General features: G+C 50.3%; 15 protein-coding genes. 10 read left to right on the top strand and 5 right to left on the bottom strand.

Features of this window, described 5'->3' with window-relative positions; genetic code table 11:
• Position 1: 1 nt before the first annotated feature.
• Together COHPA_RS0107395 and COHPA_RS0107390 are read right to left on the bottom strand one after the other, a co-directional pair.
• The gene (locus COHPA_RS0107395; protein ID WP_027085558.1) at positions 2–304 is read right to left on the bottom strand and encodes a Rieske (2Fe-2S) protein; all 303 of its coding nucleotides are present in this window, start codon (positions 302–304) and stop codon (positions 2–4) included.
• Complete coding sequence (locus tag COHPA_RS0107390) at positions 297–1,148, bottom strand: DUF2161 domain-containing phosphodiesterase (RefSeq protein WP_027085557.1); 852 nt, start codon at positions 1,146–1,148, stop codon at positions 297–299. The genes COHPA_RS0107395 and COHPA_RS0107390 overlap by 8 nt, the downstream gene beginning before the upstream one ends.
• Before the next feature lie 397 nt (positions 1,149–1,545).
• On the opposite strand from COHPA_RS0107390, the gene COHPA_RS0107385 reads away from it, so the two are divergent.
• On the top strand, positions 1,546–3,441 hold the full coding sequence (locus COHPA_RS0107385; RefSeq protein ID WP_027085556.1) for a PrkA family serine protein kinase: 1,896 nt from the start codon (positions 1,546–1,548) through the stop codon (positions 3,439–3,441).
• Positions 3,442–3,462: 21 nt separating this feature from the next.
• On the opposite strand, the gene COHPA_RS23140 is transcribed toward COHPA_RS0107385, so the two are convergent.
• The 3 genes from COHPA_RS23140 to COHPA_RS26440 all read right to left on the bottom strand — a co-directional run bounded on the left by COHPA_RS23140 (position 3,463) and on the right by COHPA_RS26440 (position 6,816).
• Positions 3,463–5,016, bottom strand: coding sequence for a glycosyl hydrolase family 18 protein (locus COHPA_RS23140; RefSeq protein ID WP_027085555.1), 1,554 nt, complete (start codon positions 5,014–5,016; stop codon positions 3,463–3,465).
• A gap of 141 nt (positions 5,017–5,157) precedes the next feature.
• On the bottom strand, positions 5,158–6,069 hold the full coding sequence (locus COHPA_RS0107375; protein WP_169733251.1) for a sensor histidine kinase: 912 nt from the start codon (positions 6,067–6,069) through the stop codon (positions 5,158–5,160).
• A 519-nt stretch (positions 6,070–6,588) separates the two neighbouring features.
• A complete protein-coding gene (locus COHPA_RS26440; protein ID WP_425393703.1) occupies positions 6,589–6,816 on the bottom strand; it encodes a Spo0B domain-containing protein in 228 nt (75 codons plus the stop codon).
• Positions 6,817–7,030: 214 nt separating this feature from the next.
• Here COHPA_RS26440 and COHPA_RS0107370 point away from each other — a divergent pair, with 214 nt between their 5' ends.
• From COHPA_RS0107370 to COHPA_RS0107335, 9 genes are all read left to right on the top strand, one after another.
• Entirely contained in the window at positions 7,031–7,690 is a 660-nt protein-coding gene (locus COHPA_RS0107370) for a hypothetical protein (RefSeq protein ID WP_027085553.1), read from the top strand.
• Positions 7,683–8,201 (top strand): accessory gene regulator ArgB-like protein, encoded by a 519-nt coding sequence (locus tag COHPA_RS0107365; protein WP_027085552.1) that lies wholly within the window; start codon positions 7,683–7,685, stop codon positions 8,199–8,201. Before COHPA_RS0107370 ends, COHPA_RS0107365 begins: the two co-directional genes overlap by 8 nt.
• A 6-nt stretch (positions 8,202–8,207) precedes the next feature.
• On the top strand, positions 8,208–8,345 hold the full coding sequence (locus tag COHPA_RS26435; RefSeq protein ID WP_084760447.1) for a cyclic lactone autoinducer peptide: 138 nt from the start codon (positions 8,208–8,210) through the stop codon (positions 8,343–8,345).
• An 11-nt stretch (positions 8,346–8,356) separates the two neighbouring features.
• The gene (locus COHPA_RS24275; RefSeq protein ID WP_027085551.1) at positions 8,357–8,746 is read left to right on the top strand and encodes a LytTR family DNA-binding domain-containing protein; all 390 of its coding nucleotides are present in this window, start codon (positions 8,357–8,359) and stop codon (positions 8,744–8,746) included.
• A gap of 150 nt (positions 8,747–8,896) precedes the next feature.
• Positions 8,897–9,664, top strand: a complete 768-nt coding sequence (locus COHPA_RS0107355) for a class I SAM-dependent methyltransferase (protein WP_027085550.1) — start codon at positions 8,897–8,899, stop codon at positions 9,662–9,664.
• A gap of 105 nt (positions 9,665–9,769) precedes the next feature.
• The gene (locus tag COHPA_RS0107350; protein ID WP_027085549.1) at positions 9,770–11,116 is read left to right on the top strand and encodes an MATE family efflux transporter; all 1,347 of its coding nucleotides are present in this window, start codon (positions 9,770–9,772) and stop codon (positions 11,114–11,116) included.
• Between the two features lie 365 nt (positions 11,117–11,481).
• On the top strand, positions 11,482–12,813 hold the full coding sequence (locus COHPA_RS26070) for a hypothetical protein (protein ID WP_027085548.1): 1,332 nt from the start codon (positions 11,482–11,484) through the stop codon (positions 12,811–12,813).
• Between the two features lie 37 nt (positions 12,814–12,850).
• Complete coding sequence (locus COHPA_RS0107340; protein WP_027085547.1) at positions 12,851–13,330, top strand: hypothetical protein; 480 nt, start codon at positions 12,851–12,853, stop codon at positions 13,328–13,330.
• 10 nt (positions 13,331–13,340) lie between these two features.
• Positions 13,341–13,556: a hypothetical protein gene (locus COHPA_RS0107335; RefSeq protein WP_027085546.1), complete on the top strand. Its 216-nt coding sequence runs from the start codon at positions 13,341–13,343 to the stop codon at positions 13,554–13,556.
• The last annotated feature ends 324 nt before the right edge of the window (positions 13,557–13,880 follow it).

Here is a 13,880-nt window from a genome sequence, read left to right as displayed (position 1 = left end):
GTTACTCGTCCGCTCCTACGGCGTACAGCCTGCCGTCACGAACGACAACCTGACGTTGCATCAGCCGTTCGTCCGGCATATTCAAGCATGCGCCGGTCTTCGCGTCGAACGTCCAGAAGTGTAGCGGGCAGAAGAGCACGTCGTTCATCGGCCGGACTTCTCCTCCCGCGTGGGGGCATAATCCGCTGAGGAGCCGATATTCGCCGTCCCCGCACCGCACGAGCCAATACGGCGAATGATCGATGGTGACTTCCGCCGGTAATGTCTCGTATTGTTCGATCGGACCGAGTTCCGCTTCACTCATTTTGAACGCCTCCGTTCGCATCCGCCGCCGCCGTCTCCGTCGCGGTCGTCCACGCGAATTTGCTTGACCACGCCGCTACGACCTCGGCGTATTGCTTTAACGCTTCGTGCCCCGCTGGGGATAGCTCGTATCGGCCTACGCCAAGCCTTCTGAACCATCCGTAATAGTTCGTGCGCAGCATGGGGCCGGCGTCCGGGCAACCGGTCCACGCCTTCACTTGCTTCGGCGCCGAAGGACCGTGGACGGCCAGCGCCATCGCGCATTGGATCGCCCGCTCGCGATATGCGGTCACGAGCTTGCGCTTCGTGCTGCCTCCGACGTTGTAATCGCCGCTTCTGGCGGAGAACTCCTTGAGCAGCCGAGCCGCTCCTTTCCTGCGTCCGCCGGCGGCCGCGGCCAGCGCGTAGGCTTCCTTCGACTCGGCGGCGGTTTCGCTTGCCGGGTTCTGGATGCGAATTCGCTCGGATGCATACGGAGTGCCGGGTTCGCACCACACTTCGATGACGGGCGCTTTCGTTTTGTAGAACGTAACGGTTATGAAACCTAGCTGAAGCCTGCGGCATAGGGTCGTAATCTCTCCGAACCGCTGGTTATGCGCGCCTTTCTTCGTTCGGTTCCGCTCGACGGCGAGCCATACGGCAGCGCCGGTTTTTTGTCTATCTATGCCTTGAAGCAATAGCGGCAGCGTAAAAATCCGCTTCATCTCGACGATCGTCGGATCTTGTTGCCCGGGATGGTAGGCGACCAGATCGCAGTCTCTGACTTCTGCTTTGACTTCGAATCCGCGTCCGGAGAAAAAAGCCTTGATCGGCGGATAGAGCTCGGTCTCATGCTTGACGGCCAAGTCAAGCACCTCCTCGTAACAATGGGATCTTCGTCGGGCTCGAACTAACTCACCCTCGTAACAATGGGATCTTCGTCGGGCTCGAACTAACTCACCCTCGTAACAATGGGATCTTCGTCGGGCTCGAACTAACTCACCCTCGTAACAATGGGATCTTCGTCGGGCTCGAACTAACTCACCCTCGTAACAATGGGATCTTCGTCGGGCTCGAACTAACTCACCCTCGATGCGCAAGAATATCGCCATTATAACATACGCCGGCTTTCCGAAAGACAAGTCGTTCTCTAGGAATTGATGTCGTGTCCTCACAATGTCAGGTCAAATTCGTCCGCCTTGCCGCATAGGTATGTAATACGTTCGGGTGACGAGTAGAGAAAGAGAGCGAGGAGGAAGCGGCATGGACATCTTCAAGCGGATTGCGGAGTATCGGGCCGAGAGTGAGAAGCTGAACTGGTCGGGGACGTTCCGGGATTATATCGAGCTGCTGCGGCGCGATAGCACGCCCGCGATGACCGCTCACGCTAGGGTATACGACATGATCGTCTCCCAAGGGGTAGAGGAGAAGGGCGGGAACAAAAGATATAAGTTTTTCGAATCGGAGATCTTCGGCTTGGACCGGACAATGGAGAAGCTCGTGGAGGAGTATTTCCATTCCTCGGCGCGCAGGCTCGACGTTCGCAAACGGATATTGCTTCTCATGGGCCCGGTGAGCGGAGGGAAGTCGACGATCGTGACGCTGCTCAAGAAAGGACTGGAGAGCTACTCCCGAACGGACCGCGGAGCCGTGTACGCGATTAAAGGCTGCCCGATGCACGAGGACCCGCTGCATCTCATTCCTTCCGAGCTGCGGGACGATGTGGAGCGGGAGCTGGGCGTGCGCATCGAAGGCAACTTGTGCCCTTCTTGCCAGATGCGTCTCAGAACCGAATACGAGGGCGAAATCGAGCGCGTAGACGTGGAGCGGGTATTGATCTCGGAGGAAAACCGGGTCGGCATCGGCACGTTCAGCCCGTCCGATCCGAAGTCGCAGGATATCGCGGATTTGACGGGGAGCATCGACTTCTCGACGATTACCGAATACGGTTCGGAATCGGACCCTCGGGCGTACCGTTTCGACGGGGAATTGAACAAAGCGAACCGCGGGCTGATGGAATTCCAGGAGATGCTCAAGTGCGACGAGAAATTTCTATGGAATTTGCTGTCCCTTACGCAAGAGGGCAACTTCAAGGCGGGCCGGTTCGCGCTGATCAGCGCCGACGAACTCATCGTCGCGCACACGAACGAATCGGAATACAAAGCGTTCATCGCCAACAAGAAGAACGAAGCGCTTCAGTCGCGGATGATCGTCATGCCCATTCCGTACAACCTTAAAGTGTCGGCGGAAGAGAAAATATACGCCAAGCTGATCGCGCAATCGGACATGAGACATATTCACATCGCCCCTCACGCGCTGCGATCCGCCGCGATCTTTTCCATTCTCTCGAGGCTCAAGGAATCGAAAAAGCAGGGAATGGATCTCGTCAAAAAAATGCGGATGTACGACGGGGAAGAAGTGGAAGGCTACAAAGAGGCGGATTTGAAGGAGATGCAGAACGAGTACTCCGACGAAGGGATGTCCGGAATCGACCCTCGCTACGTCATCAACCGGATTTCCAGCGCTTTGATCAAGCACGATCTGCCATGCATCAATGCGCTTGACGTGCTGCGGGCGATGAAGGACGGACTCGACCAGCACCCGTCGATTACGAAGGATGAACGGGAGAAGTATCTCAATTTCATCTCCGTCGCACGCAAGGAGTACGACAATCTCGCCAAGAAGGAAGTGCAGAAGGCGTTCGTCTACTCGTTCGAGGAGTCTGCTCGCACGCTGTTCGAGAACTACCTCGACAACATCGAATCGTACTGCAACTGGTCGAAGATCAAGGACCCGCTGACCGGCGAGGAGATGGATCCGGACGAGAGGCTCATGCGCTCGATCGAGGAGCAGATCGGCATCTCGGAGAACGCCAAGAAGGCGTTCCGCGAAGAGATTCTAATCCGGATCTCCGCCTATTCCCGCAAAGGCAAGAAGTTCGACTACAGCACGCATGACCGCCTGCGAGAGGCGATCGAGAAGAAGCTGTTCACCGACTTGAAGGATATCGTGAAAATCACGACTTCGACGAAGACGCCGGACGAGAACCAACTGAAGCGGATTAACGAGGTATCCAAGCGGCTGATCGACGAGCACGGTTACTGTCCGGTTTGCTCCAACGAACTGATGCGGTACGTGGGCAGCTTGCTGAACCGGTAGACTGGCGATCAGGCAGACTCGTTACGATCGGTTCAAATCGCCCGCGAGTTTGTTCAGAAGCGTATCGCTTTCGTCGTCTTGCGTGATCTCCCAGATCATCGCGCCGCCTAAACCGCGGGATTTCACATAGCTCGTCTTGTATCCGATCGATTCGGCATCTTCGTAGGAGACGAAGGTGCCGGTCGTTTTTTTGTACAGATAGGGCACTTTCGCTTCGCTGTTCCAGTAGCGCACGAAACCGTTCGCGTTGATCCAGCCTTGCTCCATGATTTGTTCGTAGCTGTACATCTTGCGCGTCGGTCCGTCGCAGTCTTGATAGAGCCCTTGGTTATCGGCGCCGCAAGAAGTCCAGCTTCGTCCGTAGAACGGCACGCCGAGCACGAGTTTGCCCGCGGGTACGCCGTTCTTCAAATATTGATCCACGACCGCGTCGATGTTGTTGCTCTTGTTCGCGCGGCTCGGGTCTTGGCTATCCGCGTATAGAGGAGCGTTATGATTGCTCGAATCGTCCCAAGGTCCATGGTAGTCGTAAGTCATAAGGTTGATCCAATCGACGGCAGCCGCGATAGACGAAATTTCGACGTTGTTCAAGAAACCGGGGAATGCGCCTCCGGCGATCGTCAGCAAGTAATCGCGGCCGTCGTTCTTCTCCGCGGAATCCAGCTGTTGACGGATCTCTTGCAGCAGCAGCGTAAAGTTGCGCTTGTCCTCGGGACGTTCCTTGTTGCCGGCAAGTCCTCCCTGAACGGGATACTCCCAATCGATATCAACGCCGTCGAAGCCGTGTTGCTTCATGAACGCGACGGCGCTTGCCGCGAATGTCTGCCTGGACGCGCTAGTCAGCGCCGCGTCGGAGAACTGTCCCGACCAAGTCCAGCCTCCTACGCTGATCAGGGCGCGAAGCTTCGGATTCGCGGCTTTAAGCTGCCTCAGATGCTTGAAATTCTGAAGATCGGCGTCCGGATCTCCGAGAACGACTTGGCCGTCGCTCACGTTGGCGAAAGCGTAGTTGACGTGCGTCAGTTGCGATACCGGCTGTTCGGACAGCGGCTCTTGCAAGTAAAGTCCCCATGACGGGTAATAGGCGATCACTTTATAAGATCGGGCTGCCGGTGTGCTCGGCGGAGCGTTAGGCGGCGTCCGGTTCGTGATGCTGACCGTATTCACGGCTTGCTCCCAAGATACGGCGAAATTCATCTTCTCCGCGATTGCGCGCAACGGAACGAATAAAGTCGGGCCGACCTTCTTCGGAACGGGAGAGATCGTGGTCTTCACTCCGTTCACGGCGGCTGTCGTACGACCGACTTCCATCACGATCGTCGTACCCGGCTTCGTCAGGCTAAGGCGGGTACGATCCAGCCAATCGATGCGGAAGCCTAGCGTCTGGGCGAAAGGACGTACTTGTATGTAGGTATTGCCGTTGCTTATGAAAGGGCTTTCGGAGAAATCGATGCGACCGCCGTTGTAGGTGACCTGAACGGATTTTTCCGCATGGCTTGGAGGCGGCAAGATGACGTAGATGGTTGCGGTTACGATCAGCGCGATGAGGATGGCTCTGAGGGCGACGTGTTTCAACGCAATCTCTCCTTCGGTTCTCGCAGCCCCGCGTCGTCCCGCGAAAGCTGCGAATCTACTAAGTAGCTAGCTTATCTTAGTTTCCAAGAGAGATAGGGTTTACGTAAAGGCAAACATTTTGGCATCGGAGGGAATTGCAGGTTAGATCGCCATTCGTTCGGCGAAAGGAAGGCGGACCTCGAAGGCGGTCGTACCGTTATCCGGATCGGATCGGACGTCAAGCTGCCCGCGATAATGACGGACTCTCTCCTGCACGATCGCAAGCCCGAGACCGGAGTGTCCTTCGCCTTTGGTGCTGTAACCGGCTTGGAAAATACGGCTGCGCGTCTCGTCGTCGATAGGCGGGCCGCTGTTCGTTATCGTGATCCGTACCTCGTTATTATCGTAGAAGATCGATACGTGAACGGATCGCTTTCCTGCCGGCATCATCATCGTCGCATCGAATCCGTTATCCACGAGATTTCCAATGATTTTGATCATGTCGAGCATATTGATCGCGGTATCCGGCACGTCCCACTTCCTCGGCAGATCGCAGGTGAATGCGATGCCGTATCCGAGCGCCATCGTCGTCTTCGCCTTGGCGAAAGCGGCAAGAGCGGGAACGGTGTGGTTCATAATATCGTTGACTTCGCTGGTTTCTTGGACAAGCGTCGCCGTATACGTCTGCAACTGTTCGAATTTGCCCATTTGCGCCATCGCGTGGATGACCTGTACATGATTCAAGAAATCATGGCGTTGACCTCGTACGGACGCGAACATGTTGTTAATGTCGTCCAAATACACTTCCTGGGTCGAACGGATCGCGTCCGCGCGCGTCTGCGTCAACATGCGGAGCATGAAGACGAGCGCGGTTAGGCTGACGATAATGGTGAAGTAGATAAGGATCGTCGTAACCAATTGATTGTTGGCGTCGGATGCGAACTTTACGGTGTAAATGGTTCCTAGAGAGACAAGCTGGATCACGATGAGCGCGATGATTTTGAGCAGCGTCTTGTTTTGATTGAAGCCGATGGTTAACCATTTAAAAGTAGAGAGAGAAAATCTCTTTCTCACGAACCAAGCTAAGATAAGAATTATAGTGAGGATGGGATAAAGTATAGAAATGAGTATAGACAAATTCTGACGAAGCAAGGATTCGATTTCTTCTACGCCTATTGCGGTTGCGATGGTGGTGATGATGATATCCATCAACATACTGAGGAGGGTGCTTCCGATGAATAAGAACAACCTCGTGCGCAGAGATAGATCCTTGAATATCAGAATAATAAGCAGGATCATCGCGAACAAATTATTGATGATTTTAAGAAGAGGGGGGATATAGAAGAGCATAATATCGGTATATAGAGAATGGGCAACCGTCAAGAAGACTAGTCTCGCGATTAACTTATTCGGTTGCGGACGCAAGAGCGAGAATACGAATAACAAAACAACGAACGTTTGCGGTAATGAAAAGAGAACGTGCAGTCTTAAGGCGTCAAGTAGAGTATCCATATAAACCGTCTCCTTATGATGCGGGCTCAAGTAAGCTCACTAATATAACGCCCGCGAAGACAAATCGTTCGTGCTGCAGCTCTAATTCTTCGAAAAACTAAGCAGGTGTTCAAAGCTTCGGCTTTCCTCGCAAGGCAGTCGAACCGTGAAAGTCGTCATTCGCGTTATCTCGCGAGTCTCTTGTACGAGATTTGCGGTGTAGGATCGCAACTGATCGTACTTGCCCATTTGCGCCATCGAATGGATGACTAGCACATGGTTCAGGAAATCGTGCGGCTGCCCGCGGTCGGACGTGAACATATGTTGAATGTCGTCGACGTAAACCGCTTGCGTAGAACGGATCGCTTCCGAGCGAGTTTATGTAATCATGGTTAGGAAAATGCTGACTGTGGATTTGAATTTATTACTTATATACTATAGATATATAGTAGAATAATCGATAAGTTTTAATAAAATTTAAGTGATTTATGGTAAAATAGACATGATAAAACTAATGATAGGTCTTTAAAAGGGAGATACACCCATGAGTTTGCTTGAATATATCACTTTTTCTTTTTTGGAATATTTATCGTTATTTGTGTTTATTTTTGTTCAATTCCGTTTCTCTATTAAAGAGAACATTACTCAAATCGGCATGATTGCTTTATTGCTCTCTTTCGTTTCATATTCTTTTACGAGTTCCGATTTAAACGGAGTATTGCCTTTGGTTCAATTTATCATTGTTCTTTTATATATACGTATGGTAATGAAAGTAACTATTTTCAATGCTTTATTAATGTACTTCGTGGGGTACATCGTGCTTGGAGTGGCCCAAACCTGTATTGTTGCAGTTGCAAGACATATTCAATTTTTACAAGGGGACTTGAAACCTGCAACGTATGAAGGTGATGTACTTCAATTCATTTCGAGTTGCATCCTGCTATTATCCAGCTATGTAATTTATTATTTAAAGGGTGGATTTAGTTTCATAGAAGCTAGAAGTCGATTTTCGAAAAAAACGTTTGTTGGGAAAAATGTTATATACATTAGTTTTGTTATATTAGCGTTTATCATCACGGTCGTATCGAGTATAATTATGATTGAACTTGAAAATCCTCCATATCTGTTGATAGCTTCAATCCTATTGATCATTCTTATTTCATTGTTCTACCTTTCTTTAAGAAAGGATGAGGTCATTGATTGAAGCCCTTTCTAATCGTCTGGCTTTGAAAATGAAACAAGTAAACCCCGAACAGACTACAAGCGTTGAAGTTATGAGTTTTGCACTTCAAGGTCTTCTCCAGAATACTTTGGCTATTATAACAGCCTTTATAGTCGGTGTATTTCTAGGTAAACCTTGGGAGACAGTGATTGCTGTCATTTCATTCATGGGATTACGGTTTGTGTCTGGCGGCCATCATTTTAATAGTGCACTCCTTTGCTTTCTTTCCTCTGCAGGAATATTCATCGTGATCCCTTTACTTAATTTCGACGATATGACACTGATGGTTCTTAATTGCATAAGTCTCATTATCGTATGTATATTTGCTCCTTCTGATATTAGGGAACATATCCGTTTACCTGAAAAGTACTTTCTCCTATTCAAACTGGCTAGTGTGTTACTTGTGGCAATAAACTTCATGTTTCTTTCGTCTATTGTTACCATCGCATTTACAATACAAGCGGTTACACTAGTACCTTTTACCAGGAGGTGAGAAACAATGAAAAATCCAGGTAAAGTATTGGTTTCGGTCATCTCTAAACTACTAGCGGTGACTGCAGTTATGTTTGTAAGTACGGCATGTGCATGGATCATTCATCGTCCCAAAGTTCCATCCGAACTACAAAGTAAGAAATAGGGGGGTAATATATGACAGAACACATCCGATTGTTGGATCGCGAAGGAAATCCCTGTGTAGTTACAGTCGACGAAATCATCGCGATCAAACCGACGGCTGACGGTCCGGAGTTTCATACGAAGGACGAACTGTATTACTATCCCACCACTCTGGAAGAGCTTCTAGTCATACTGAAAGATCAAGGATTCGAACGGTTAGACCGGACGAATCTGGTGAACTTGAACCATGTGAAAGAGTTCGACAAGAAAGCCCGCAAGGTTTATTTCGAATCGCCGCACAGCAAAGACAGCAAGTTCGCTACCGTCTCCGAAGCGAATATCAGCAAGGTGGAGCACTTAGTCAAAGAGGAACAACCTACATACAAGACAGTCCCGAAACCGTCGTTGTTCTGGAACAAGTAACGGCTGGCAACCAAGCTGAAAGGCTTGGTTGTTTTTATATCATTTTATAGACAAAAACTATTGCGTATATAGATTTAATATATTTCAACAATAAATGTATTGGTGATATAACGGGATTAGCATAATTTTACCGATTGGAGATGAACAGTTATGGAGCAGAAAGTTCACTGGGAAGCAGCAAAATACGACGGTTCGATGGGGTTTGTTTCCGAATACGGATTAAGCTTGCTTGAGTGGCTGCGACCGCAGGCTGGCGAAAGCATGATAGACTTCGGCTGCGGTACGGGGGATCTTGCGGCCCGGATCGCGGAGAGCGGAGCCGAGGTGCTCGGCGTTGATATTTCCCCGGAAATGGTCGAACGGGCGCGGGTGAAATATCCGAATATCGGTTTCGAATGCGGGGATGGCACGACATGGCGTTCGCCACGGCTATTCGATGCGGCGTTCAGCAACGCGGCGCTGCATTGGATGAAAGATGCAAGAGCTGTTGCGACGACGATAGCAAGCAGCCTCAGAATCGGCGGCAGGTTCGTCGCGGAGTTCGGCGGGTACGGCAACGTACGCGATATCGTTCGGGCGATGCGAGAGACGTTGGAAGCGCAAGGGCGTATGGATGCGTTCGTCATGCCGTGGTATTTTCCGAAGTTGGGGGAATATGCGTCTGTGCTGGAACAAGAAGGCTTCGAGGTGCGGAAGGCAATGCTGTTCGACCGGCCGACACCGCTGGAGGATGGGGAGCAAGGAATGATGGGCTGGCTGCGGATGTTCGGACACGCGATGGTGCCGAATGCTTCGGCTGCGGAATCGGAAGCGTGGTTCGAGGAAGCCTGCGAACGGCTTAACCCTGTTGCTTATAAAGCCGGGCAATGGACGGCGGGATATAGAAGAATCCGGGTCGAGGCGGTAAAGTTAGGCTAGAGCAGGACAATATTGGATACAACATAGCCTCGAAGCCGCATTGACAGAACGGCCGTTGCCTTGCGAGAATGAGGGAATCAACTTCGCGGAGGAACATACAACAAGATGAAACTATTCAAAACCTGGTACGCGATACTATGGCTGGCGCTTCCATCGCTATTCTCGTTCGCGACGCAGACGGTTACGGGATCGATTAATCTGATTATCGTCGGCGACTTAGGCTTTCTGGCCATTGCGATCGTAGGCGTTACGAATATTATCATGTACAACGTATTCGCCATTTTCTCCGGAATCGGACATTCCGTCAACTACTTGGTCGCGCAAAATTTCGGCGCGGGAGAGATGCGCAAAGGGATGCAACGAACGTACTTGGCGCTCGTGGTCAGTGTCGGGGTTGGCGTATTGATTACGCTTGCCGGCTGGCTGGCTAGCGATACCGTACTGAAGCTGACGGGCGCATCGCCTAATTTCCTTGCCGAAGGCACCGAGTACGTGGAGCTGAGGTTCTATGCGATGGCGTTCGGCATTATCAGCTTCGTGTTCCATGGGTTTTTCAGAGGCGTCGGGGATACGAGAACGTCGATGATCGTCTCGATCCTGTCGAACGCGCTGATGGTGGGGTTAACCTATGGAATGACTTACGGTCATTGGGGATTGCCGAACCTCGGACTCGTCGGGGCCGGATACGCGCTTCTCATCGGCGAGGCGGTTCAATTGGCAATCTGTCTCATCGTATTCTGGGGGCCGATGAACCGTAAGTTCCGGACGCGCAGCATACCGCAGCCGGATTGGAAGGAACTCCGCTTGATTTCTCAGGAGAGCGGCAAGTTGGGTCTGCAAGAATTTTCCATGAGCATATCCATGTACATCTTCACGATATTCGTATTGACGCTCGGCGAAGTGGCCACGGCAGCGAACGAGATCGCGCTTAACGTCATGTCCTTCGGGTTCATGCCTGCGTTCGCGTTCGGCTCGACCGCGACGATTCTGATCGGCCAACAGCTCGGCCAAGGTAATCCGAAGCTGGCGAAAATCATGGGCACGCATACGGCTGTGCTCGGCGCGATCTTCCTGTTCCTACTCGGAACGGCGGAGCTGATATGGGCGGAATCGATCGCGAGATTGTACAGTCAAGATCCCGAAGTATACGAATTGGCGGCAGAGCTGATCCGGGCGTCGGCCTACTTGCAAATCTTCGACGGATTCTATAACTTCTATGCCGGCGGCTTGAGAGGAATCGGGGACACGACGTTCCTGATGCGAGCGTCGTTAATCCTCAGTTTGTTCATGTTCGTTCCCGTTACGTATTTGTTCGTCAGCGTGTTCGAATGGGGAAGCATGGGGGCATGGTACGCGCTCTACTCCTATTTGGTCGTTCTCGGACTTGCGGTGATGATACGTTATTATCGAACGGACTTTACGACGGTACAGTTGAAGGAAGCGCACGGATAACGAGTGCGCAACGAAACGGGTGAGCCGATGCGGCTCACCCAAGACTGCCGAGAAAATCTCGGCAGTCTTTCTTTTTGTGTTTACTCGGATAGGCCCATCCATTGATTTTGTAAGGTTTGCCGCTCTTCATTTGGGCAATGTTGGAAGCTGCTTAATAGGCAGCTTTTGCTATTTGTCAAGTACTTTTCGAAGCCGAAAACAGACATTTCGCGACGCGATTTTGCCGTGTTCGTGCTTCTTATACCATTTCGAGGTCGTTTATTGACATTTCGCGGCAATCCCATTTCGCAGGTGGATGGATTTCCATATACTAGAATAAGAGATCGGCACTCTGGATTCGAGTATACCGGAAGGAGGGGTTCGGGATGTCTCAGATTAAGATACACGTGAACGATGTGCGGGCCGAGAACAAGGCGTTCAAAAGAATGATCGGGAGGATCGGCGACGAGAGAGATGAGCTATCTTCGATACGCCGTAGATTGGACGGCGATATTACCCGGAGGCGGAACATCGACTCGCGGATGAGTCAAGCAGGGTCAAAACTCAATGACGTACAAACCCGGCTTCAAGCGTTGTATCATTTTATTGAATACGGAATGGATGCCTACATACAAGCGGACGATATAGCAAGAGATCACCCGTTCGAGAAAAAGAAGAAAAAATCGATATGGGATAAAATCGGTGGCGCCATCAACGCGGCGGCGGACGGCGTAGCGGGGTTCGTGGAAGGCGTAGCGGACGCGGTGATCGGTACCGTCGAGGGCATCTTTAACATGATTGCCCATCCGATTCAGACGATTCAAGGACTCGTGTATGTCGTGACGCATCCCGTGGACGTGGCCGTTGGCATTTGGACCGCCGTATCCGAATCGTGGAACAACGACGTCGTCAACGGAGACGCTCAGAGCCGCGGCAAATGGTTCGGGCGGATGATCGGCGAAGTCGCGCTCGCAGCCGTCGGAACGAAAGGCGTCGATAAGATCGGCAAGCTGGCCAAGGGATCGAAGATTGTCCAAGAAGCCGCGGGCGTACGGATCGTACCTGATGCCCTGAGAAGCAGGCTTCCGGGTGGGAAATGGCAAACGGGTTCCCCAGGGAAACCGGAAGTTGAGGGAACCTCGTTACATTTGCCGAGAGAAGAGAAAGTAAAGCCCCCTAGGTCCAACAACCCTGATGAGGAGATTAAGAAGCGTGTACTTCAGAATATTGAGAGAAGTAAAACCGCCCGAGAATCTTCAAAATTCGATGAGTATTTAAGAAAAGAGAAGGAACTGCTTACGGAAATAGAGAAGAAGAAGGTTCTTGAGGGGACGGGTGAAACTGTTTCGTACTATAGGGTTCAAGGTGGCGAAATGCCAAATGCTAGCCAAGTCAGAATACAGGTTGATGCAAATGGAAAAATGGTAATACCGAACAAAGATGCGAATTTGAATGTAAGTGCAGGAACTAGGGAGCATGCCGAGTATTTTCAGCAAAAAAGGGGTAACGGTGCAGAAATCGTTGAAGTTGAAGTACCGAATTGGTTTGATGATTTTGTGAAAGAAAATGCAATTCCACAGTATAAGTACAATTCAAATCCTCTTAATCAAGGGGGGGCAGCACCAAAAGTGGTTGACCCGAGCACACCGGGCACATCATATGAATTCCCTGCCCCTTGGATTCAGTGGCTTGAAGAGTATGGTAAAATTAAAAAATAGGAATATTGAGGGACTTGAATGCTGAGGAGGAGGTAAAGTGCATCAGAAGCCGAAGTATGCTGAGACTATAATAGTTCTTGTTAAAAATAAGAACCATTTCAGATGGTTTGTTGCAGATAAGGAGATATGGTTTTTAGATTTGAAAAAACTAATTTCTTCATATCTTGAGAAAGGATTTGACATTCCTAATCCTGATGATTTCTCTGACAGATTTAATATTGCAGTTGTAAGCGACGAAACGGCGGAGGACTTCCTTCTACAGCTTAGTGACTTCGAGGTTAGAACAGAAGAATTAAGGGAGATGTTAGAGCAGAGGACGTATAGTCATATTTCAGATATGTTACCTTCCCTATACGTGGACTTTGATGAAAAGGAATTGACATCCTACTATCCTGAGCCTGCATCCTTTGAACTATATGTACCGGATGGGTGGCATGGGAAGTACGGGCAATTTATTGGTGTCATTCCTGAGGTCTATCGTTACTGGATAATCCAAGGTACAAATCAATTTTTATAAGGAGAGTAAAATGAATAATTCAGACACCTTTACGATAATGAAGGATATGTTCGGTAAACAGGGAAGTGAGGAGCAGGTAGAAGGGCTTACACTAATAATTGATGGCAAGCTGAAAGATGTTTTTGATACCATAATAGCCAAGTCAGATGATTATAAAAATTATACTGATGTACTTAGTAGTGTGATTGTGCATGGGGTAAGCGGGATAATTGAAAAACTGAAATAATTTATGTGGTTTTGGTGGGGGATACCCAGTCATCGGGAGCGATTGCTGAGGCTGGAGCGGGAATCGTAACGGTTTTACATGTGGTAATGATGGAGGCTGTCTTTTCAAGTCTATCGGACTTGGAAGACAGCCTTTGTTATTTGTCAAGACCTTTTCGAGGCCGGAAATAGACATTTCGCGACGCGAATTCGTCTTGTTCGTGCTTCTTATACCATTTCGAGGTCGTTTATTGACATTTCGCGGCAATCCCATTTCGCAGGTGGATGGATTTCCATATACTAGAATAAGAGATCGGCACTCTGGATTCGAGTATACCGGAAGGAG

It is taken from the genome of Cohnella panacarvi Gsoil 349 (assembly GCF_000515335.1).
Lineage (GTDB): Bacteria > Bacillota > Bacilli > Paenibacillales > Paenibacillaceae > Cohnella > Cohnella panacarvi.
The sequence above is the reverse complement of the archived record's forward strand: the minus strand, read 5'-3'. Positions and strand labels throughout refer to the sequence as shown.

What these genes read in the sequence shown, in the direction of transcription:
- COHPA_RS0107355 (WP_027085550.1), top strand. Translation starts at nt 8,897, where the DNA reads ATGGAGCAGAAAGTTCACTGGGAAGCAGCAAAATACGACGGTTCGATG.
- COHPA_RS24275 (WP_027085551.1), top strand. Translation starts at nt 8,357, where the DNA reads ATGACAGAACACATCCGATTGTTGGATCGCGAAGGAAATCCCTGTGTA.
- COHPA_RS0107350 (WP_027085549.1), top strand. Translation starts at nt 9,770, where the DNA reads ATGAAACTATTCAAAACCTGGTACGCGATACTATGGCTGGCGCTTCCA.
- COHPA_RS0107335 (WP_027085546.1), top strand. Translation starts at nt 13,341, where the DNA reads ATGAATAATTCAGACACCTTTACGATAATGAAGGATATGTTCGGTAAA.
- COHPA_RS0107385 (WP_027085556.1), top strand. Translation starts at nt 1,546, where the DNA reads ATGGACATCTTCAAGCGGATTGCGGAGTATCGGGCCGAGAGTGAGAAG.
- COHPA_RS26435 (WP_084760447.1), top strand. Translation starts at nt 8,208, where the DNA reads ATGAAAAATCCAGGTAAAGTATTGGTTTCGGTCATCTCTAAACTACTA.
- COHPA_RS26070 (WP_027085548.1), top strand. Translation starts at nt 11,482, where the DNA reads ATGTCTCAGATTAAGATACACGTGAACGATGTGCGGGCCGAGAACAAG.
- COHPA_RS0107395 (WP_027085558.1), bottom strand. Translation starts at nt 304, where the DNA reads ATGAGTGAAGCGGAACTCGGTCCGATCGAACAATACGAGACATTACCG.
- COHPA_RS0107370 (WP_027085553.1), top strand. Translation starts at nt 7,031, where the DNA reads ATGAGTTTGCTTGAATATATCACTTTTTCTTTTTTGGAATATTTATCG.